Source organism: Kocuria sp. LHG3120 (assembly GCF_049897445.1).
GTDB classification, from domain to species: Bacteria; Actinomycetota; Actinomycetes; order Actinomycetales; family Micrococcaceae; genus Kocuria; species Kocuria rosea.
Genome location: NZ_JAFCWG010000006.1, coordinates 273,260 through 295,590, shown reverse-complemented (window position 1 = coordinate 295,590; position 22,331 = coordinate 273,260). Strand labels below are relative to the sequence as shown.

17 protein-coding genes and 2 pseudogenes are annotated in these 22,331 nt (G+C 62.4%); 9 read left to right on the top strand and 10 right to left on the bottom strand.

The window, feature by feature from the left end; translation table 11 throughout:
* Positions 1-58: 58 nt before the first annotated feature.
* From ACP7CD_RS13790 to ACP7CD_RS13780, 3 genes and pseudogenes are all read left to right on the top strand, one after another.
* Positions 59-1,594 (top strand): sugar transferase, encoded by a 1,536-nt coding sequence (locus ACP7CD_RS13790; protein ID WP_426120431.1) that lies wholly within the window; start codon positions 59-61, stop codon positions 1,592-1,594.
* 323 nt (positions 1,595-1,917) lie between these two features.
* Positions 1,918-2,848 (top strand): annotated as a pseudogene (locus ACP7CD_RS13785) (IS256 family transposase); the annotation flags it as partial.
* A 135-nt stretch (positions 2,849-2,983) separates the two neighbouring features.
* Positions 2,984-4,066, top strand: a complete 1,083-nt coding sequence (locus tag ACP7CD_RS13780; RefSeq protein WP_426120430.1) for an IS110 family transposase — start codon at positions 2,984-2,986, stop codon at positions 4,064-4,066.
* Positions 4,067-4,422: 356 nt separating this feature from the next.
* Here the strand turns inward: ACP7CD_RS13780 and ACP7CD_RS13775 are convergent, their stop codons facing one another.
* Positions 4,423-5,391, bottom strand: coding sequence for an acyltransferase family protein (locus ACP7CD_RS13775; protein WP_426120429.1), 969 nt, complete (start codon positions 5,389-5,391; stop codon positions 4,423-4,425).
* Between the two features lie 172 nt (positions 5,392-5,563).
* Between ACP7CD_RS13775 and ACP7CD_RS13770 the strand changes: the two genes are divergently transcribed.
* Positions 5,564-6,310, top strand: coding sequence for an SGNH/GDSL hydrolase family protein (locus ACP7CD_RS13770; protein ID WP_426120428.1), 747 nt, complete (start codon positions 5,564-5,566; stop codon positions 6,308-6,310).
* 39 nt (positions 6,311-6,349) lie between these two features.
* Positions 6,350-7,774, top strand: a complete 1,425-nt coding sequence (locus tag ACP7CD_RS13765; protein ID WP_426120427.1) for an O-antigen polymerase — start codon at positions 6,350-6,352, stop codon at positions 7,772-7,774.
* A gap of 527 nt (positions 7,775-8,301) precedes the next feature.
* Here ACP7CD_RS13765 and ACP7CD_RS13760 read toward each other — a convergent pair.
* From ACP7CD_RS13760 to ACP7CD_RS13720, 9 genes and pseudogenes are all read right to left on the bottom strand, one after another.
* Positions 8,302-9,486: pseudogene (locus ACP7CD_RS13760) on the bottom strand (IS3 family transposase).
* 17 nt (positions 9,487-9,503) lie between these two features.
* A complete protein-coding gene (locus tag ACP7CD_RS13755) occupies positions 9,504-9,896 on the bottom strand; it encodes an IS3 family transposase (protein WP_426120444.1) in 393 nt (130 codons plus the stop codon).
* 435 nt (positions 9,897-10,331) lie between these two features.
* Positions 10,332-10,625, bottom strand: a complete 294-nt coding sequence (locus ACP7CD_RS13750) for a transposase family protein (RefSeq protein ID WP_426120426.1) — start codon at positions 10,623-10,625, stop codon at positions 10,332-10,334.
* 185 nt (positions 10,626-10,810) lie between these two features.
* Positions 10,811-12,010 carry a lipopolysaccharide biosynthesis protein gene (locus tag ACP7CD_RS13745; RefSeq protein WP_426120425.1) on the bottom strand — a complete coding sequence of 400 codons (1,200 nt, stop codon included), beginning with the start codon at positions 12,008-12,010 and terminating at the stop codon, positions 10,811-10,813.
* Between the two features lie 56 nt (positions 12,011-12,066).
* Positions 12,067-13,104: a hypothetical protein gene (locus ACP7CD_RS13740; protein ID WP_426120424.1), complete on the bottom strand. Its 1,038-nt coding sequence runs from the start codon at positions 13,102-13,104 to the stop codon at positions 12,067-12,069.
* Positions 13,105-13,138: 34 nt separating this feature from the next.
* Complete coding sequence (locus tag ACP7CD_RS13735) at positions 13,139-14,080, bottom strand: nitroreductase family protein (protein WP_426120422.1); 942 nt, start codon at positions 14,078-14,080, stop codon at positions 13,139-13,141.
* A 71-nt stretch (positions 14,081-14,151) separates the two neighbouring features.
* Positions 14,152-14,763 carry a glycosyltransferase gene (locus tag ACP7CD_RS13730; protein ID WP_426120421.1) on the bottom strand — a complete coding sequence of 204 codons (612 nt, stop codon included), beginning with the start codon at positions 14,761-14,763 and terminating at the stop codon, positions 14,152-14,154.
* A 497-nt stretch (positions 14,764-15,260) separates the two neighbouring features.
* A complete protein-coding gene (locus tag ACP7CD_RS13725) occupies positions 15,261-16,412 on the bottom strand; it encodes a glycosyltransferase (protein WP_426120420.1) in 1,152 nt (383 codons plus the stop codon).
* On the bottom strand, positions 16,409-17,017 hold the full coding sequence (locus ACP7CD_RS13720) for an acetyltransferase (RefSeq protein ID WP_426120419.1): 609 nt from the start codon (positions 17,015-17,017) through the stop codon (positions 16,409-16,411). The genes ACP7CD_RS13725 and ACP7CD_RS13720 overlap by 4 nt, the downstream gene beginning before the upstream one ends.
* A 174-nt stretch (positions 17,018-17,191) precedes the next feature.
* Here ACP7CD_RS13720 and ACP7CD_RS13715 point away from each other — a divergent pair, with 174 nt between their 5' ends.
* From ACP7CD_RS13715 to ACP7CD_RS13700, 4 genes are all read left to right on the top strand, one after another.
* On the top strand, positions 17,192-18,427 hold the full coding sequence (locus ACP7CD_RS13715; protein ID WP_426120418.1) for a glycosyltransferase family 4 protein: 1,236 nt from the start codon (positions 17,192-17,194) through the stop codon (positions 18,425-18,427).
* Between the two features lie 78 nt (positions 18,428-18,505).
* Positions 18,506-19,537 carry a GDP-mannose 4,6-dehydratase gene (gmd, locus tag ACP7CD_RS13710; protein ID WP_426120417.1) on the top strand — a complete coding sequence of 344 codons (1,032 nt, stop codon included), beginning with the start codon at positions 18,506-18,508 and terminating at the stop codon, positions 19,535-19,537.
* A gap of 26 nt (positions 19,538-19,563) precedes the next feature.
* Entirely contained in the window at positions 19,564-20,568 is a 1,005-nt protein-coding gene (locus tag ACP7CD_RS13705) for a GDP-L-fucose synthase family protein (protein ID WP_426120416.1), read from the top strand.
* A gap of 44 nt (positions 20,569-20,612) precedes the next feature.
* Positions 20,613-22,316, top strand: coding sequence for a polysaccharide biosynthesis tyrosine autokinase (locus ACP7CD_RS13700; RefSeq protein ID WP_426120415.1), 1,704 nt, complete (start codon positions 20,613-20,615; stop codon positions 22,314-22,316).
* The last annotated feature ends 15 nt before the right edge of the window (positions 22,317-22,331 follow it).

Below are 22,331 nucleotides of genomic sequence, written 5' to 3'. Positions count from 1 at the left end.
CGGGCTGGGAGGAGATGCCCCAGGTGGCCGCGTGCTTTTTCGGGGAGGGAGCACCACGATGCTCAAGGTCAACGAGATCAGCCGAGCGGACGACCACCGGCGTCCGCAGCTCAGCAGCACCCGCACCACCGCTCGCGACACCGCCTCCCGTTCCGGATGGCGCTCCGCCTACCTCACCCGCATGCGCTGGGCCGACGGCCTGGCGCTCGTCGTCACCCTCATCGGCACCCAGCTTGTCCGATTCCAGCTCGAGAACGCCGGCCTGGACCTCGGACCCCTGTCGGTCCCCTACTGGATCGTGGGCATCACCCTGGCCCTGGTCTGGTGGATGCACCTGGGCGCCCGCGGCGCCCGGGACGTCCGGCTCATCGGCCACGGCCTCGAGGAGACCCGGCAGGTGGTGCACTCGAGCCTCATCCTCTTCGGCGCGATCGCGATCATCTCTTTCGGCTTCAATCTCCCCACAGCGCGTAGCTACGTCCTTTTAGCCCTGCCCCTGGGACTGGGTTTCCTGATCCTCGGGCGCTTCATCGTGCGGGACCGGCTGGTCAAGGCCCGGTACAAGGGTGAGGCGCTGTCCAGGACCATGGTGGTGGGCCGGCTGGCCGGCACGTGCGACCTCATCAAGTCCCTGCGCCAGCACCCGACCTCCGGGCTCGACGCGGCCGCCATCTACGTCCCCGAAACCCGCAAGCCGGTCCCCGCGGAGCTGCAGCGCATGAGCCTCCCGCCCAACGCGCTCGCCCCGGGTGCACGCCCCACCGTGGAGGGCATTGTCGACGCCTGCCACGAGCGCGACATCGAGACCGTCGTCCTGTCCTCCAACGTCCCCCTGAGCACCACGGAGATCCGCCACCTCAGCTGGCAGCTCGCCGACGCCCACATCCGCCTGGTCATGGACACCGGCCTCACCGACATCGCCGGCCCCCGCATCCACATGCAGCAGGTGGCCGGACTCCCCCTCATTCACGTGGCCACCCCCAAGCTGAGCCGCAGCCGGGCCATGACCAAGCGCCTCATGGACATCCTCGGCTCCGGCGCCGCCCTGCTGGTCCTCTCCCCCGTCCTGCTCGCCCTGACGCTGATCGTCAAGGCGCACGACAAGGGCCCGGCCTTCTTCGCCCAGGAGCGCATCGGCCAGGACGGCAGCCGCTTCAAGATGCTGAAGTTTCGTAGCATGCGCACCGACGCCGAACAGGTGCTCCAGCGCCTCAAGGAGCAGAACGAGGGCGCCGGCCTGTTGTTCAAGATGAAGGACGACCCCCGCGTCACCGGACCTGGCAAGTGGATGCGCCGCTACAGCCTGGACGAGCTCCCCCAGTTCCTCAACGTCCTCAAGGGCGAGATGTCCCTGGTGGGCCCCCGTCCCCCGCTCCCCGCGGAGGTGGAGCAGTACGAGGACTACGTCCACCGCCGGCTGCGCGTGAAGCCCGGCATCACCGGCCTCTGGCAGGTCTCGGGCAGGTCGAACCTGGATTGGGAGCAGTCGGTGCGCCTGGACCTCTACTACGTGGAGAACTGGTCGCCGGTACAAGACATGCTGATTCTTGGGCGGACACTTAAGGCGGTCGTGGCCAAGGAAGGCGCATATTAGACGTCAAAGGCCGACAGGCCATGAAAAACCTGACGACATAAAGGCCACTGCCATCTCGGCGTGCTGTTGACGGCAACATCTTGCCCTTGACACGAATCCAGACGTTAGACTCAATAAGTTGTGGCCGCGAGAAACTTTATGCACACTAGACGCGCTCCAGAACTTGAAGGTTAGGAACCTTTTGTCTACGCTATTTCTTTTACTGAGCACACTGCTATTGGGGTATACCGCAGTGTGATCGGCCATGGTTAACCGAATTAGAGAGACGATCGCAGTAAAGGTGTAAGAGGCCCAATCGACCCGTTCGGGGTTGGAGGGTCGACATGAGCGAGAACATCAAGACACTGGTGGACGTGAGCCCACCGACACCCGGCGAGCAGCCGGAAGAGACACCGGAGTTGTCTCCGGCCGAGCAGGACACGGTCCGGGAACTGGTCCGCGCCGCCCGCGCCAGCGGGGCGGCGTTGACCGGCCCGGGCGGGCTGCTGAAGCAGCTGACCAAAATAGTCGTCGAGGCCGCCCTGGACGAGGAGATGAACGAGCACCTCGGCCACCAGCACGTCGAGCCCGAGGGCCGCAACCAGGAACTCCCGCAACGAGAAACGGGCCAAGAAGGTCATCACCGACAACGTCGGCCCTGTGGAGATCAAGGTGCCGCGGGACCGGGAGGCGTCCTTCGAGCCGGTAATCGTCAAAAAGCGCCAGCGCCGGCCGACGGACCTGGACCAAGTCGTGCTTTCGCTCTCAGCCAAGAGCCTTACCACCGGGGAGATCAGCGCTCATCTGGGCGAGGTCTACGGTGCGGAGGTCTTCAAGGACACGGTAACGAGGATCACCGACCGGGTGATCGAGGGGATGCAGGCGTGGTGGGCCCGGCCCTCGGAGGAGGTCTACGCGGCCGTGCTCATCGACGCGATCATGGTCAGAGTCAGAGACGGGCAGGTCCGCAACCGCCCCGTGTACGCGGCGATCGGGGTGGATCTGGCCGGGCACAAGGACACCCTGGGCATGTGGGCCGGGCACGGCGACGGGGAGTCGGCGAAGTTCTGGTACGCCGTGCTGACCGACCTGATGTCCCGCGGGGTGAGAGTCATCTTCTTCGTCGTGCGCGACCGGCTCAAGGGCTTGCCCGACAGCGTGAATGCCGTGTTCCCGCTGGCCACGGTCCAGACCTGCATCATCCACCTAATCCGCGGCACCTTCCGCTACGCGGCCCGGCAGTACTGGGAGGAGTTCGCGAAGGACCTCAAGCCCCACAACACCTAGACGGTATGTAGTGACCGCCCGGGTTCGCTGGGGGTTGCGGGCCGGGGCCTCACTCACACAGATTCGTGGGTTACCGAGCAGGGGCCGCCTGCTCGGCCTATCCGACATGTGTGGGAGGCCCCGGTGTTTACAGAGCGTACGAGCGTCGGCCTGGATGTGCACGCACGATCGGTCGCCGCCGCGGCGATCGACGGGGCCACCGGGGAACTGGTCCAGGCGAGACTGACCCCGGACCACGACCACATCCGCACCTGGATCCGGGAGCTGCCCGGGCCGGTGGCGGTGGCCTACGAGGCCGGTCCAACCGGATTTGGGCTGGCCCGGGCCCTGGAATCCGACGGGGTCCGGTGCGTGGTCGCGGCCCCGTCGAAGCTGCAACGGCCCTCCGGGGACCGGATCAAGACCGACGCCCGTGATGCGGTGCACCTGGCGCGGTTGTTGCGTCTGGACGAGATCACCGCGGTGACGGTTCCTGGTGTGGAGCAGGAGGCCGCTCGGGACCTGGTGCGGGCGAGGGAGGACTGCCGCGGGGACCTGATGCGGGCCAGGCACCGGGTGTCGAAGCTGCTGCTGCGCCACGGCATCGTCTACACCGACGGGGCGGCCTGGACCGGTGCCCACCACGCGTGGCTGGCCCGCCAGCACCTGGGAACACCGGCGACCCGGATGGCGTTCGATGCCGAGCACGAGGCCGTGCTGGCCACCCTGGCCCGCCGTGACCGGTTGGATGCGGCGATCACCGCGATGGCCGCCGACTCCCAGTTCACTCCCGTCGTGCACCGGTTGTGCTGTCTGCGCGGGATATCTACGCTGACCGGGTTCGGGCTGGCGGTCGAGATCGGTGACTGGGACCGCTTCACCGGCAACACCATCGGCGCGTTTGTTGGGCTGGTGCCCAGTGAGCACTCCTCCGGAGCGAGTCGGGTGCAGGGGCCGATCACCAAGACCGGCAACACCCATGCCCGCCGGTTGCTGGTCGAGGCCGCTTGGCACCACCGGCCCCAGTACCGGATCGGGGTCACCATGCGCGCCCGCTGGGACAACGCCCCGGCCGCGGCCCGGGCCCGCGGGGATGCCGGCAACCGCCGGCTGCACGAGCGCTGGGTGCGGATGCTCGAGCGCAAGAAGCGGCCCACCGTGGCCAATGTGGCCATCGCCCGGGAACTGGCCGGATGGTGCTGGTCCTTGGCGGTGATGGAGGACTGATCGGCCACCCTTGAGCTGGTCCCTCGACGCTTGATCCGTAGGCAGCGCGTGGAGCGATCCGCGATACACCTATGAGCAGCCCCGCAGTGCCCTGTCGCGGTGCGACGCTCGATGCTAGACACGCGGTCCGCTCCAGCCGAACACCGTCCTGCGGTACCCAACCCGCGCATATCAGTCTGACCGCGCGTCGCCACCGACACGCTTGCCGGACCAGTGTCGAGACGGACCAAAAGAGGCGCCGTCCGGAAGCCATCCGGACGGCGCCTCACCCTGCCCTCTTGACAGGAAACCCCTACATATCAGATGTGATGTCCAGGGAGGGGGTGAGGCGCTTCCGGGCAGGGAGTTGAAGGCTGTCAGCTTCTGATTGCATGTGGGGCAAGCCGGGCCTCGCCGAACCGGAACAGCCAGGAAACCGGGGCCAGCCTGGCAGCAGCAAGAGCCATCGCAGTGGAGGCCACGAACGCGATGACGATGCCGACGCAAAATGTGACCAGGTCGGGCACCCCGGGCATCGTCTGCCGCAGGGCGACGAACGACACGAGGATCACCGGCCAGTGGACGACGTAGTAGATCAGGGATTCCCTGCCTACGTACCGCAGGTGATGCAGAGCTTGAGGGCTGCCGAGAGCGCGGCCCGCAATGCAGGCGGCCACCACGCAGACGAGTACAAGCGGTATGACGGCGGGCTCGTAACGGAGTTCACCGATCTGCGTCGAGATGCGGAGCAGGACGAGGAACATCACGGTGCCGGCCCATGCCCATGCGGTCTGGTTCAAGATGCGTTCCCACCGGTCACCATGGCGGGCCGCGGTGATCCCAAGCATGAAGAAGCACAACAGCACCCAGAAGCGCGGCCATTCCCCACCGAGGGGTATGAACGCGATCAGGCCAGCCGGCACGGCGACGAGCAGCGGCTCCATGCTCTTCGTCGCCAGCGCGACGGCGTAGAAGACTAGGAGGTAGGCGATGAACCACAGGTGTTCGATCGGCCAGTAGAACACCCGGAGGATCAGGGCAGTGTCGAACGGCCGGCCGATCAGGACGCTGGCCGCGGCGAGAATCAGGATCATAATGGCCGACCACACCAGGTAAGGGTGCAGGACGTTTTTTAGTTTGCCGGCTGCGTATCGGCGTGTGCTCTTCCTCAGCGACAGTGGGACGAGTAACCCAGAGAGGAACACCATGAGCGGCATCCTCAAGGGCGAGAACGCCGAGTTGAAGGCCACCAGCCAGGCGGGTGCCGAGGCCAGGTCCTCGTAGGTGAACACGAACGAGTGGTTGATCACGACCAGGACGATCGACAGTCCCCGGAGGGTGTCCATCCACTCCATCCGCGTCTTCGACGATCGGATGGCAGGCGCGACAACGTTTCGTGTACCCATGCGATGGACTGTAGTTCACGGTCCGGCGCACGAGGCCATATGACCACCCGGGCTGTTTCGCCGTCGTGTCATGTAGGCGGTTCGGGGGACGGTGGCCGGTAGTCTTTAGCGCATGCACAGCACCCCCCGCTCTGCTGGTACGCGCCAGGAGAAGAAGCCCACGCCCAGGAACAAGAAGCTCGCCAACGTTGCCATTATCGGCGCGGTTATGCTCCTCGTCGTGGGGTTGGGCGCAACCTTCGTGAGGGCTGAACAGGCACAAGCGCGCAGTGTCGCTGCAGCGGAGAACTACGTTGCGCCGACCTACACCCCTCCGACCGACGACCGGCCCGTCGCGGCGTTCCTGGGTGACTCCTTCACGGCCGGCACGGGGGCCGGGTCACAGAGCAAGCGGTGGACCACTCTGGTTGCCGCGTCGCAGGGGTGGCGGGAACTCAACTACGGCTCCGGCGGAACGAACTACGGAACCGACGGGCCCACCTCAACTGCACAGTCATACGCAGAACGCCTCACCAGCTTGACCATGTCGGCGCCTGACATCGTGATCGTGTCATCGGCTGGGAACTCCATGAACCAGGAGCAGCAAGAAGGCATCACCACCACCTTTGAATCTCTTCGCGAGAAGTTGCCCGACGCACAGATCCTAGCCACCTCGCCTTACACCAGGTCAGGGGTGTTCCCCGAGCACCTCGAGGAGTTCGGGGAGCAGATCGAAGAAGCAGTGGAGTCCGTCAATGGTCGGTACCTGGACATTGACCACCCGTTGGGGGACCGTCCCGGGGTCATGTCTGACGACGGGGTGCACCCCAACGCCGAGGGCTACCAGCTAATCGCCGATGCCGTCGAGGCGGCGCTCTAGGTGTCGACCGCCCAGACATCGCCGGTAGGGCGACAGAACTTGTGGATCATCTCCGCACTGGTGCTGTGCATCGTCATACCCCTGTTGCTGCACAACGCCACGGGGGGACCGTCGAACCAACGCAACCCCTGGTGGGCCACGGCAATTATTGTGACCTCCGGACTCGCCTATTCCGCAGTGATCGCTTCCCGGGGGCGACAGCTGTTCGGCATGGTGCTCTGGCTGTTCACGTACATCTTCATGGGCATGGCCCCCTACGTGCAGTTCCGACTCGATGTCCTGCCCGGCACCACCCCAGAGGTCGACCAGGACCTGTACCCCGCGGCCGGGGCACTCGTGATCGTGGCATCGCTAGCCGTGATGGCAGGTGCCATTCTGGCCCGCAGGCGCCCCGCCGGGACCAGCATGCGGCAGCTGCGCGTCGACCCGACGCGAGCCAACATCCTGACACTGTTCGCTCTGGCCGTTTTCGCGTACTACGGGTCCACCATCGGGTTCGGCTCCTTCCTTCTTAGTCGGTCCGAGCTATCAGCGATTCGCGAATCAGCCTGGGGAGCTTCTCCGCTACGCGTCATCCTCACGGGTGGGCAGAATATGCTCCTGCTCGTGGGCTTCATCGCGCAAATGACCGTCCGCCAGCAAGCGAAACTCGCGGGCCGGAAGCCGCAGTGGTTGTTGCCGCTGATTAACGGCGTGGTGCTGATCTACGCCGTCAATCCGGTCAGTAGCGCCCGGTACGTCGTCGGCACCGTCATCCTCGCCATGCTCGCCACCTTCGGCGCCTACGCCACCCTCCAACGATTCCGAATGATGGCCGTAGCATCTGTGGCGGGGATGCTGTTCATATTTCCCTTGGCCGACCTCTTCCGGCGCAGCACCGACGTGTCGGTGCAGGTCGAAGGGCCGATCCGGGCGCTAACGTCCGGGGACTTCGACGCGTTCGCGCAACTCACCAACACGCTGTCATACGTCGGTAGCAACGGCTTGTCCTGGGGCGGGCAGATCCTCGGGGCACTACTATTCTGGGTCCCTCGTTCGATCTGGCCGAGCAAACCGCAGGACACCGGTGTGGTACTGGCCGAGGCGATGGGCTACCGATTCACGAACCTGTCCTCCCCAATTTGGTCCGAACTGTTCATCGACTTCGGATGGGTCGGCGTGATCCTGGGGATGGGCGTCTTGGGTTACCTGTTCATGCGGTGGGACGTCCGAACAGATCTGTATTTGGCCACGTCTCGTGTGCCCCCGGTGGTGGTATCAGCGACGGCCTTCTACCTGTTGATCGTGCTCCGCGGTTCCCTGCTGAACGCGGTCTCTTACCTGCTGGTCATTCTGCTTGCGGCGTGGTTCGTGACACCCCGAGTGGGCAAGGCTTCACGAACCACGGCCGGCATCAAACGGCCACAGCATTCACCGCGCCTCCCACTACAGACAGCCGGTACACGGACCCACCAATCACGGTGAGTGTCCCATGACGGGACGATCCTATAGACCGTCAAGGACTGCGAGGTCGTGGCGAAGGTCGTTGAAGACTTCTCGGGCGATGAAGCGTTTGAGGCAGCGCAGGACATCTTTCTTGGGCAGGCCTTCGGCCAGTCGACGTGTTGCAGAGTCGCGGGTCCGCCGATCGTGGGGCAATCGGCAGACAGCGATGAGAGACGGGGATCGGGGCGACCCCGCGGTGACAAGCGAAGGCGGCCTCGGATGTAAGCCGGTCGATGTTCTGCCCGGCGGTAACGAGAAGTTGTGATGGGTGGACGGTGCCGATTCCGACTCTCCTGGTCAGCCGGGGAGCTTCTGCTCGGACCATGGCACCGAGGTGGGCGTCGATGTCGGTGATCTCGGACTCGAGCTGGTCGACCCGCCGGGCCAGGGTGCGTAGCGTCATCTTCGCGGCCTGGGTCGGCTCGGTCAGCCGCGAGACATCGGGGCGGAGCTTGGCACATTGGGTGGCCATTCGGGACTGATGCACGACGTGGTGACAGGTTGGGTCAGGTAGCCTGACGGGTTGGTGTGGTCATGATGGTCCCGTACTCGATGGGGGGTAATTTCCCGAGCGCGGCTTGGCGTCGTCTCCGGTGGTAGGTGCGTTCGATCCACACCACGATCGCCATCCGCAGCTCCTGGCGAGTGGCCCGGCGACGGCGGTCCAGGACGTTCTTCTGCAGTAGTGCGAAGAAGCTCTCCATGGCCGCGTTGTCGCCGGCGGCGCCGACGCGACCCATCGAGCCGACCATGTCGTGTCCGTGCAGAACCCGGACGAACTTCCTGGATTTGAATCGAGGTCCGCGGTCGGTGTGCAGGTTGCAGCCAGCGGTCTGACCTCGCCTCGCGACAGCGCTGCGCAAGGCGTCGACGGCCAGGCAGGACTTCATCGAAGGAGTCGATGGAGTAACCCACGATCCGGTTGGAGTGCACGTCCTTGATGGCGCAGAGGTAGAGCTTGCCTTCGGCGGTCTTGTGCTCGGTGATGTCGGCCAGCCACAGCTGGTTGGGCGCATCAGCCGTGAAGTCGCGCTCGACGAGGTCATCGTGGACCGGCGGACCTGGCCGACCGTTCTTGCCGCGTTTCTTGCCGCGTTACTTGCCGAACGCCGACCACCAGCCATTGGCGGAGCAGATCCGCCACACGGTGCGGTCACAGGTGGTGTGGCCGGCGTCGCGGGCCTCGTCGGCCAGGTAGCGGTAGCCGAATTTCGGGTCGTCGCGGTGGGCGTCGAACAGGGCGTTGGCCAGGTAGGCCGCCTCGAGTTCGGCGTCGGTCACCGGGCCGGCCAGCCAGCGGTAGTAGGGCTGCCGGGCGATCCTGAGCACCCGGCACGTCACCGCGACGGGGATCCCGTCGGCGGCCAGCTCGCGGACGAGCGGGTACATCATTTTCCCGGCAGGTTGGCCTGCGACAGGTAGGCGGCCGCGCGGCGCAGGACCTCGTTCTCCTGCTCGAGCAGACGGATCCGTTTCTTCGCCTCTCGCAGCTCCGCGTTCTCGACGGCCGTGGTTCCGGGTATGAGGCCGTCCTCGACGTCGGCTTGGCGCATCCAGTTGCGCAGACAGGACTCCACGATGCCGAAGTCGGCAGCGATCTGCTTGATCGTCTGCCCGGGTTCACGGCTGCGCGCGACGTTCACGACGTCGTCGCGGAACTCCTTGGGATAGGGCTTGGGCGCGGTGTACATCCTTCCATCGACGCCTCTCAGCGCCACAGATTAGGTGACCCATTCGTGCACCGGTCCCGTTCTGCAGTAGGTGATGTCAGCAACCCACAGCCGATCCGGGGCGGCGGCGGTGAAGGACCGCTCCACCAGGTCCGGGCGGGTCTACGGGCCGGTGCCGCCCACCGTGGCGCGAGGCCCCTAACCCCAATGAACCCGCGCAGACCCGCAGCCCTTATCAGTCGGTGAATGGTGCACCGGGCCACCCGACGGCCGTTCCGGCGCGGTTCCGCGTGGACCTTGGTCACCCCGTACGCCCCGTCATTGTCCTCGTGCACCTTAGCGATGACCGCGGTCGTGGCCGCGTCGCTGACCGACCGCGCCGAGGGTGGCCGGTTCTTGGCCCCGTAGTAGGTGCTCGGGGCGATCTGCACACCGGCGTCCCGGAGGACCCGGCAGATCGGCTCGAACCCGAACTCACCCTTGTGGGCGTCGATGTAGGCCACTACCTGTTGTGTGGGTAGAACGAGCTCACGCCGCGAAGAAAGTTAAGGCCGACCGCAGGATGGCGTTAGCCCTGCGGAGCTACCTGGCTTCTTTCTCCCGCTGGCCATCCGATGGGCGTCATCGGTGGTGGTTCCCGGCAGGTATCCCTTATCGACCTCAGCCCGTCTGACCCAGTTCCGCAGCGTCTTTGGATTATTCCCCAGCTGCTGCCCGATTCTCGCCAGCGACCCGGCCTTCGTCGCCGGATCCCGCCGGGCCTCCACCGCCATCCGAGTGGCGCGCTCACGCAACTCGTCCGGATACTTCCTCGGTGCTCCCATGACTCTCATCCTTCCGTGGGATGAAAAGCTCCAACAGACCCGTCACGGGACAAACGTCGCGACCTCGCAGGTGCCCTTCCGGCACCGGAAGATTCGTTTGCGCCAGACCATACGCACGGCCACCCCGGCACATGGCAGATCGTACAGACGGACCGGGCGGCGGCCGTGACCGGCGGCGAGCACCCCGCAAGCCGGGCAGCCCGCCGACGACGACGCGATTTCCGCCACCACCGTGAACGAGCGTGACCCGCGTTCTACCGCCGGGACGTGGACGTCGAACACGTCAAAAAGCGCGCACGCGGGCGCGCAGAGAGCATAAGACGTCGAGACCGGCATGGATCAGGTTGCTTGGTCGATACCCATCCTGAAGGCCTCAACCTCTACGCAGGCTTCACAACAAGCGCTGCGGAATGTCCCCGCGTACCCTCACCCATGCCCATCTGTGCAGCGCCCGAAAACCAACAATCCAATTGCGTGGCAACTCTGAAAAGTAACCGCCGACGCATAATGACTCAAACTTGCTAGTGGCCATTCTGACGCCAGCGACTCACGCACAATTTTGTAAACAACAGAGATTGTATGGCAAATGAGCTAATCATTCCAACGGCAGCTCCTGCAGAACCCGCAAAAAACGTTCCAAAAATTATTGCAGGAATACACACTACGGATGCCAGGACCGAAGTCTGCGCCACATACCGTTGGTCGCCCGTCGCCTGTAGACAAGCACCCAGCAAGGAAGCCGTGGCACCAAGAGAGAGTCCGACGCAAGTAATTTGGACCGCCGTTAATGCGGGCTCGTAACTGGACCCAAACAAAAATGGAACCCAATATATGGCTGTTGCAGCCAGCGCCACATAAAAAATGGTCAATGCCGCCAATATGCCAAGGAGCAGACCCGCCAGACGACGCGTAATACCTTCCTTGACAACAACCGGAATCAGGACTGGAGCAATGCTCGTGGGCACCATGCGCAAGGGTCCCGACAGCTTACTCGCCACACCATAAAAGCCAGCTACAAGAGGAGACGCTACCATTGCAACAATCAAAGTATCCAAGTTTCTAACCTGTGTCGCAAATGAATGCACCCAAAATGGGCGAGCCATCCGCAAAATCTCGCGATTCGAAACAAAACCACCAGACATATTTCTGCTGACGATTGGCCACACAACACGGTGGGCATAAAATACTGATGCTATTGCGCCAAATGCCACACCCAAAGAATAAGACAAAGTTCCATTATCAGTCACTGACATAAGCAATGCCATTATCACTAATGATAGCAATCGTCTTCCAACCAAATTGAATGTATTGTATTCCGCACGGCCGGCGGAGATTGCCACGCACAACCACGTATCAGCATTTTTTTCGCCAGCTGCCCAAAACACGAGGGGCAGCAAAAACCAGAAAAATGGGTTCCAAGACAGCGCAAGAATAATAACGATTAGAGACGAAAGGACCCCGAAACCCAGAGTGATGTGATTATTCAATTGCAAAGCGGATTTAACCTCGACTCCTCGCGATCCCAAAGCCCACGTCTTCAATACATGAGTTGAAATCCCAAAATCGAGAAAAGCTATAATTACCGCCGAAGTACCTAAAACCGAAGCAATAATTCCGAATTCTGCCGGGGCGACCCAATTTACAAGTAGCGCAAAACCCGCAAACTGCAACAACGCCGCCGCGATACGGCCTAAAAACATCCAGCTAAATTGTCTTATCACGGCAATTACTACTCAATCTCCAGTCTAATTCATTGGAGTTTAAGGGCCCATTACGCTCAGCCAATTGTCGACCGAACGCGTTTCACAACATTGTCGAGGTCGATCGAAGCTCGATCAATGCGCCGTCGAATTAAATCCCGGCTCCCTAAAGCATTATCTATGATTGCATTCGCCCCGATAGCTACGGCTTCCTCTACTGAAAATGAAATATCATGTACCTCAATCTGCCCGAAATGCTCCCGAACCTTCCCACTGGGAACATCCACAATCTCCAGAGGAATTGCCCCAGTTAAAGCCCCTAGAATAAGTACATGCAGTCGATCGCTAACAATAAGCGAAGAACGCTTATACAGGCCCTGGAGCCTAGCTTCATGGTCTAATTCAGTGCATTCTCCCCACACAAAATGCTCGCTACCTAGTAGCTTAGCGATTTCAGCAGCTCGCTCCTCATCTTCGCGAACCTGTGCAAAAACGACAGGGGTCAGTTTGTGTTCTCCTACAATTTGCTGGATAAGGGAAAACCAAGCTTCGCTGGGGAGCGCGTTTTTTCCACGCAGGCTTATCCCAAGATACCGTCTATCCGAATCGTCAATTCCTCGCCAATGCTTTGGCTCCTGGAAGGCCGTGTCAGGGCAAATTTCACCGACGCGAATTAAGTCAAAACTACGCCGGGTGCGCCAAAGTGTAATATTTGAAGCTCTTGCTCCTAAGCGATGAAATAGAACGGTTAACCAGTACCCCTGCTTAACTCCTCGCGGCGGGCGAATAACTACCCCGCCTCTTATTCGGACCAGTAACGTAAGAATTAGATAAACGAATTCGGCCGGAAGAGCCGAACGGTCCAAAGGGATAGCGCCTGGGTCGAAAACTAGTGCGCGTACTTTCTTTTTCTTCAGTGGCAGAAGTAACCATCTGAATTTGTATTTAGCTGAATATAGAGTCGCCGAACTCTCAACGTTGAGTTGCTGCAACCATTCCTGATCGCCATTCCCCACATAGACGTGCATTTGGCCAAGACCGCGCGCCCATGAAATCACCCTTCGTCGTATTACAGCATCGCCTATATTCCCGTAAGCGCCCGTGGCGACTACCATCAGAAGGTCATCCGCGGCATGTGCTGCCATTTATTTATTCGCCTTCTTGAATCGAAAGAATATTTTCAATAGCGCGTCGTGGCGAGCGAGCCACACGAGCATTCTTGTCAGGGTACCCTACCGCAATTAGCGCAATCACATTCTCATTATCTGGGATGGATGCCTCCGCTCTAAGGAAGCGACTGGCCTTATTCCGCTTAGACCAATTGAGCATGCACGTTCCAACACCTAATCCGTGAAGGGCCAGCACCAAGGACATGGCAAAAAGACCGCCATCTATCCACGATTGATTCCTTTCTCCCGAACCACCAAACATCTGCATGTCGCTGGTCACGACAAAAATACCTTGTGCCGTGTGGCCGAAGCCTCTATTACCAGCTTGATGCTTCAGGATTCGATCGATATTTCTCCGGCCTGCGAAATAGTATGTTTTGCAGCTTTGACGATTGCATACTGACGGAGACAGCCCCGCAAGACGTGTGGCTTCTCGGATGACCTCTGTGGGAATTGAGGCGCTGGGGTCGAAGTTCCTAACGCTTCGCCGAGTTTCAAAGAACGTAGCAACATCCTGGTGAGAGAGATTGGGTGAGCCAATGTCTTCGAGTTTCGGACTAACTAAATCATCTATTTCAGCAGTCGAATTGAACCTACTCAGTGATTCCATGGCATCATGAGCAAATCGGGTGTAGTCATCCTCAGGTTGCGTACGTGATAACGACTTGTTTGACAAAGCGAGTTTTAGCCTAGACGTAGCGTCAGCACCAAATGGTCTTTTCGGACTTGGGAGACTAAGGCCTTTTTCGATACGATGATAATCCTTAGTTATTTGCGCTTCAAGATTCTTTCCAGCAATGGAGCGAAGCATCTCCCGACGGAGGGGTGTCGAGTATTTAATATATCGGATTGAGTCTTTAAAATACTCTTCAACTACACGCATGGCACTAATTTGCATCCAAAGGCAGTTAGGTATTTTCATCAGCTATTTCCATATCTTTTGAGCTTTAGCACGCCGCCAGGGGCCGGCGGAATCCTGCGATAGGATTTTTTTTACACTGCAAGCAGTTTTTCGACGCCGATTGCATAATTTGTGACCATGCTGGCCAAGCTCGGATACGTCCAAGCCCCCTCTTCAGGGACTTTCGATGGCACTTCGTCGGTTGCGGCAATTAACCCTCTCACATACTCGGTTGTCGAATCTTGTGTGGTAAAGCGGCTTATTCCTTCGGTCAAATATTCAACTTCTGGTGCATGGTAAGGCCAGTCTGTCGTGATTATTGGTGTTCGACCTAAAAGCGCGTCCACGGCCACGAGACCGATCCGGCCAGGCATAGCCACTGCCCTCGACGCAGACATCACGAGGGCCTTTTGGTCCGTGTCAAGATAACCCAGGTCTATTGCTTGACCGCGCTCGAACGCAAGCTTCAACAGCTTCTTTTGGGGCCCCTCGCCGCCGACCAGTAGGCGAATGGATTGATCCCGATGCCAAAGAAGTTCGAGAGCATCCGCCAAAAATTGGATTCTTTTGCTTGCATCGAGTCCTCCAATAAAGCATAGAGTCCTTGCGGGATCAATTTTTAGGTGGGTGGCATATTCTGCAACATGCCGATCGGTTAACTTTTTCTGTGCCTGTTCCAATGCGGACGTATCCACCGAGTTCATGACGGTGGTTATCTTGTGTGGATCGATTCCAGCATCAACTGCGTATTCTCTTCCGCCCGGTGTGTAGGCGAAAACGTGATCCGATAATCGCATTTGCTGGAGCTCGAGCCAAAGATCTAGTTGGTTACCTGATGCGACGTACGGGCGAACATGGCCCCAAAGGCCTACGCGAACATCCTTTATTTGTCGGGTTAGTAATGCCCGATAGACAGGTAACGCCGATCCCTCAAGTCCGAGAATCACTGCATCTGTATGCTTCCACGGTGCGGGCCTAATTCCGGCGTTTATGGAGCGGTTACCCAGAGTCAAACCCAGTTGCCTCACAGGAACCAACCAATCAGGCTGGACCCCATCACCTCTGGCCGCTTGGGTGCCACGGGGTACGCCCGCAGCGACAATACATTCGACATCGACCTCAGCGAGACGTTGCCTTAATCCCTCGAAGAAGGCCAGACGATAACCGGGCAGATACGGTTGAACAATGACTACTCTAGCCATCACTTATTTGCCCCTTGCGGTTTATAGGCTTTTTCATACTCGTATAGTAAATTTTTGGCCACCCTGGTTATGGAATGCAGTTCTTTGACTGCGCGGCGTGCGTTGGACCCCATGACGACGCGACGCTCGGGTTGTCTCAACAGCTCTTCAACGGCCTTTGAGAAATTTTTCGGAGTTTGATCACAAACTACGCCGGCGGAGTTTTCCGTGATCATGGGCGCAAGTCCACAGCCATCCGTGACAATCACGGGCAATCCCACTGACATGGCTTCGAGTACCGACATGGGAAAGACCTCAGCACTCGATGGAAGCGCGTATACACTCGCTTGGCACATCCTGGATAGCGTCTCTTCCGGTGGCAAGGGACCTGCCCAGTGCACCCGGTTTTCCTGCTTTGAACTGTGAATAAGTGCGCTGACATGCGACGCTTCGCCCTCGTCGGGACCGACCAATGTAAATTGGGTCGAGGGAAATGCCTTTTCTAGGTCACGGGCTGCATTGACCATGAGGGAGGGTCTTTTAATGCTATGCAACCGAGCCAAGAACAACACCTCAGGATTCTGCTGTGGTCCTTCACCCTGTTCGATGGCTGCAGATGTCGGCACATCAACACCATTAGGTAGATATCTGAGATTGTGTAATTTGCCGGCCACGTCCGTAAGGCTTTGCCGTTCTCGTTCGGTTAGGTAGAACACGCTGCGGGCTGCCTTTAGGACCGGTTTGGTAAGATGTCGGTCAAGTGGTCCGGCTAGTTTTTTTTGCGTAGGGTCGATCATCCCGTGGGTCTGCACCACAAAGGGCACCTTCAATTGAAGGGACAGGGCCGCGGCAGGAAGCGTGACAAGGTCGCGGGCAAGATGAACATGCAGCACGTCGAAGTCTTTTAGGTTCGCGGCCAACCACCGCAGGAGGCCCGGAGACGAGAGGCCTGCGAAGCCGGTTCTCGGAAGCACTTTTCGAGCCTGGAAAAGACGGACTGGGAAGCCGTCGGACTCAACAGGCAGTGGACCTTGGAAACCGCCGGCCGCGGCTGCGATCACCACCTCGTGACCCAGTTTGGATAGGGCCTTCGCTTGGTTGAGTGCCACTCGCACGGGTCCGCCGTAGGCCCCGTCCGGGCTGATGTAGGTGACAACCTGCAAAATCTTCATGATCGTCCGGCCTGATGGTTGGCCGCGAAGCGGCTCGCCTTGACTTCCGCCGCGGGGGGTCCCAAGACGACATTCTGATCGACGTCCCGATTAACTAGCGTCAATGGTTGCACTAACGCTGAGCGCCCCACGGTCACTCCTCCGGTCACCACGCAGCGCGAGGTGACCCACGCGCCGTCGTCGATTGTGACTGGGCGGGTGATGAGGCCCATGTCTTTGCGGTGGGCGTGGCTGCCTGTGGTGATGAAGGTTTCCTGCGACACGACCGCGTCGTGGCCGATGATGACCTGGTCTTGGTTGTGGATCCACACGCCCTCACCTATCCAGGAGCGGTCGCCAATCTCCAGGTTCCAGGGAAACTTGATGCGGGTACGGGGCCTAATAATGACGCCGTCGCCGATCTTGGCGCCGAAAGCGCGGAGCACTTTCGTCCTCAGGCCGGAGCTGATCTGCCATGGGTTGGTGACGAAGACGAGCTCGGTGGCTGACCACAGGTAGATCATCCACTTGGGCCGGTTCCAGGCTTCGCCCTCGCCAGGCGCCTTCGAGAGGTCGATGATGGGAACGTCGGAGTCGGCAGGGCTGCGCTCAGCGGCGGTGGCCATGAATACCTCTGCGTGTGGGGGGCGGGGAGGTTATGTGAGCTGAACCACGGGCCGACGTGGGGCGTCGTCCCGGAGCTGAATGCGCTCACATGTATCGTCTGATTTATACCTCATCCCCTCCGGTGGGCCGCTGATTCCCCTCGGCGTTGCTCCCAGTGTGACGAAAGCACCCCCATGCGCCCTCGTTTGACGATCATCGGCATCAACTACGCCCCCGAGACCAGCGGCAACGCCCCCTACACCACGGCCCTCGCCGAAGGCATGGCCGATTGCGGATGGGACGTCCGGGTCATCACCGGCTTCCCGCACTATCCCCAGTGGCAGGTTTATGACGGCTACGACGGCCGGACGTTGGAGGAGGATCACAACGGCGTCCATGTCCTTCGCCTTCGCCACTACGTGCCCGCGGAGCCGAAGCTGTTCAATCGGCTCCTGATGGAGGTCCACTTCGGTCTTCGCGCCGCGGTGGCGAACTGGGGCCGCCCGGACGTGGTGCTCTTCGTGAACCCGGGGCTGTTCTCATCGGGTGTGGCGGCTCTCCGCGCCAAGCTCAGCCGGCGCCGTCCCGGGACGGCGATCTGGATCCAGGACCTGTACTCCCGTGGGCTCGAGGAGGTGCACACGTCCGCCGCCGCGCTGGCTCCTGTCATGCGTAAGGTCGAAGGATTCGTCCTCCGCGGCATGGACCGCGTGATCGTCATCCACGACCGCTTCCGCCGCCACGCGGTCAACGAACTGGGGGTGGCTCCGGAGCGAGCGCTCATCCACCGGAACTGGTCGCACATCACCCCGCAGCACACGATTAACACCGCGGCGGTCCGTGCTCGTCGGGGTTGGTCCGAGGACGAAGTGGTGGTCCTCCACGCCGGCAACATGGGCGTGAAGCAGTACCTCGAGAACGTGGTGGACGCCGCCCGGCTTGCCGATGAGAAGAATTCCCGTGTCCGGTTCGTCCTGCTCGGTGCAGGCAGCCAGCTGCAGCGGCTCAAGGAGCTTGCCGCCAGTGTGGAAAGCCTGGAGTTCGTCGACCCCCTGCCTGACGAGGAGTACACTGCGGCCTTGGCCGCAGCGGATGTCCTGCTCGTCAACGAGAAGCCCGAGCTCCGAGAGATGTGCGTGCCGAGCAAGCTCACGTCTTACTTCGCCACTGGTCGCCCTGTCCTGGCTGCGGTGGACGACGAGAGCTCGTCCGCCGGCGAGATCGAGTCCTCTGGGGCTGGGCGCGTTGTTCTCTCCGGCGATCCCGCCGCCTTACTGCAGGCCGCCGAGGAGCTCGGCGGCGACCGGGCGCTGGCCTCGGAGATCGGCGGACGCGGTCCCGGATACGTCGCGGAGCACCTCGCCGCGGACGCCGCGATGCGCCGCTGGGACGAGGTGCTCCGATCTTTGACGCAACATGTCCGGACCTGATCACCGGCTTTGCCCATTCATTCACTAGCATAAAGCTGTCCCCTCAACGGCCCACGCCCTCTCCCTCGAAGGACGATCATGCACGCCACCCCCAAGAAGGCTTTCATCACCGGGATCACCGGTCAGGACGGCTCCTACCTGGCGGAGCTGCTGCTCGCCAAGGGCTACGAGGTCCACGGGCTGATCCGCCGCGCCTCGACCTTCAACACCCACCGGATCGACCACCTCTACACGGACCCGCACGAGGCCGACGCAAAGCTGTTCCTGCACTACGGCGACCTCTCCGACGGCTCCCGGCTGGTGACGCTGATGGCGCAGATCCGTCCGGACGAGGTCTACAACCTCGCCGCCCAGTCCCACGTGAAGGTCTCCTTCGAAGAACCCGAGCACACCGGGGACACCACCGGCCTGGGCACCGTGCGCCTGCTCGAGGCGATGCGCCTGGCCAACGTGGACGCCCGCTACTATCAGGCCTCCACCTCCGAGCTGTACGGCGCCACCCCGCCCCCGCAGCACGAGGACACCCCCTTCTACCCCCGCTCCCCCTACGGCGCGGCGAAGATCTACTCCTACTGGATCACCAAGAACTACCGCGAGGCCTACGACATGTACGCCGTCAACGGGATCCTCTTCAACCACGAGTCCCCCCGCCGCGGCGAGACCTTCGTGACTAGGAAGATCACCCGGGCTGTGGCCGCGATCAAGGCCGGTACCCAGGAGAAGCTCTACATGGGCAACCTCCAGGCCATCCGCGACTGGGGCTACGCCGCCGAGTACGTCGAAGGCATGTGGCGGATGCTCCAGGCCGACGAGCCCGAGGACTTCGTGCTCGCCACCGGCCACCCGTGCACGGTGCGGGAGTTCCTGGAGCTCTCCTTCGACCACGCCGGCCTGGACTGGCGCGAGCACGTGGAGTTCGACGAGCGCTACCTGCGCCCCACCGAGGTCGACGCCCTGATCGGGGACCCCGCCAAGGCCAAGGACAAGCTCGGCTGGGAAGCCACCGTCAAGGCCCCCGAACTCGCGAAGCTGATGGTCGACGCCGACATCGCCCTGCTCGAAAACGACGCCTGGATCGACACCGTCGACCTCGCCTCCTGGGCCAAGTGACCCAGGAAGCGACAGGAAAAGCACCCATGACACAGACACCCACCACCACGGCCCCCGCCGACACCACCACCGGATTCGTCCCGGGCCCGCTGGATCGCACGGCCCCGTTCTACGTAGCCGGCCACCGAGGCCTGGTCGGCTCCGCGATCTGGCGCCGGCTCCAGTCCGAGGGCTTCACCGACCTCATCGGGGCCACCTCCGCCGAGCTGGACCTGAAGGACCGCGAGGCGGTGTTCGCGTTCTTCGCCCGCACCAAGCCCCGGTACGTGGTGCTGGCCGCGGCGAAGGTCGGCGGGATCCTCGCCAACAACACCTACCCCGTGGACTTCCTCTCCGAGAACCTGCGGATCCAGGTCAACGTCCTCGACGCCGCCCTGGCCCACGGGGTGGAGCGGGTGCTGTTCCTGGGGTCCTCCTGCATCTACCCGAAGCTGGCGCCCCAGCCGCTGAAGGAGGAATACCTCCTCACCGGGCACCTGGAACCCACCAACGACGCCTACGCGATCGCCAAGATCGCCGGCATCCTCCAGATCCAGGCCGTCCGCCGCCAGTACGGGCTGCCCTGGATCTCCGCGATGCCCACCAACCTCTACGGGCCCGGGGACAACTTCTCCCCCACCGGCTCCCATGTCCTTCCCGCGATGATCCGCCGCTACGAAGATGCCCGCATCGCCGGGGCGGAGTCGGTGACCAACTGGGGCACCGGCTCCCCGCTGCGGGAGTTCCTGCACGTCGACGACATGGCCGAGGCCTGCCTTCACCTGCTCGAGCACTACGACGGAGCCGAGCACGTCAACGTGGGCACCGGCACCGACCTCACCATCAAGGAACTCGCCGGCCTCGTCGCAGAGGCCGTGGGCTACGAGGGCCGCATCGAGTGGGACACCACCAAGCCCGACGGCACCCCCCGCAAGCTCATGGACGTCACCAAGCTCGCCGACGCCGGCTGGACCGCCCGCATCTCCCTCACCGAGGGCCTCCGGTCCACCGTCGACTGGTACCGCGAACACCAGGACGGCATCCGCGAGTGACTTCTACCCATCCCCCCACCCCCGAGCCGATCCCGAGGAGAACCATGGAGCACCTTGACGCAGAGCGGGAAGCCCCCGCTCTCGATGCACGGGATCTCCTCCGGCTCGTGCGCACGCACTGGCGGGCCATCACGCTGATCACGCTGCTGTGCACTCTGCTGGCACTGGGCTGGACACTGATCCAGCCGAAGATCTACTCGGCCACGGCGTCCGGCCTGGTCGTCGCCACCGGTGAGCAGGACCTGGCCAGCGCGCTGGCCGGCAACAACCTGGCCCAGTCCAAGGCGGTGTCCTACGAGTCGCTGGCCACGTCCCGGCCGGTCGCCGAGTCGGTGATCGACGAGCTCGATCTCGACGCCACGCCGGAGGAGGTGCTGCCGCGCATCACCACGGACGTCCCCGTGGACACCCCGGAGCTGCGCATCACCGCCGACGCCGAGGACCCGACGGAGGCGGCCGACTTGGCCAACGCCTGGGTCGTGGCGCTGGCCGGCCAGGTGCAGGAGCTGGAGAGCCAGGGCGACGAGGACGCGATCAACCGCGTGGCCGTCCAGCCGCTGAGCAACGCCTCCCTGCCGCTGGCGCCGTCCTCGCCGAACTTGAGGCTCAACCTGGCCCTCGGCTTTGTGGGCGGTCTCGGTCTGGGTCTGCTCTATGCCTTCGCCCGGTACAAGATGGACCGCCGCATCAAGTCGGTCGAGGAGATCCGCGACGGCTTCGGTGTCTCCGTCCTCGGTGTCATTCCCACCGACGACCGGCTGTCCGACCACCGCGCGATCGTCGAGACCGGCATCTCCGCCGGTCGCGGGCACCACGAGTTCGCCGAGGCCCTGCGCGAGCTGCGCACGAACCTCAGCTTCGTCTCGGTGGACAACCCGCCGCGGATGATCGTGGTGACCTCGTCCCTGCCGGGTGAGGGCAAGTCCTCGATCACGGCGAACCTGGCGGTGGCCATCGCCTCGACGGGGCGCAACGTCGTCGTCGTGGACGGCGATCTCCGCCGCCCGGTCATGACCGATCTCTTCGGGCTCGTGGCCGGCGTGGGCGTCACCGACGTACTGACTGGGCAGGTGCAGGTGGAGGAGGTCCTCCAGACCTACGACACGTTCCCGAACCTGCAGGTGCTCGGCGCCGGGAAGACCGCGCCGAACCCCACGGAGCTGCTGTCCTCGAAGGCCATGCACAACATGCTCGAGACCCTCGCCGAGGACGCGCTGGTCCTGGTGGACGCTCCCCCGCTGCTGCCGGTCACCGACGCCGCGCTGCTCACGGCCTCGGCCGACGGTGCGCTCATCGTGGCCACCGCCCAGCGGACCACCACGGACGAGCTGTCCAAGGCTTTGGAGAACCTGCGCCAGGTCCGCGGCAACGTGCTGGGCGTGGTGCTCAACCGGGTGCCCACCACCGGTGCGGACGCTGGATACTATGGATATTACGGCAAGTCCTATTACGCGAACTCGGACGAGAAGGCGGCGCCGAAAACTGGCGCGCAGCCGGTCGTCCCCGCGCCGGTCGGCAAGCACCAGCCATGGGGCACCGAGCTGCGACCGGAGCCCGCTGAGTCCCAGCCGCCGGCCACGCCGCGGACGCAGCAGGAGCCCACGGCTCCTGCGGCCGAAGACGCGGCGCCCGCGCCGACGCGTGCCGATCAGCCGGATGTCCCGGGCTCTGCCGAGCACGAGACCTTCGGGCTCGAGGCCTGGGGCCGGTCCGGCTCGTCCACCGGGTCCACGTCGACGGGGCACTGACCCCAGCCGGACGCC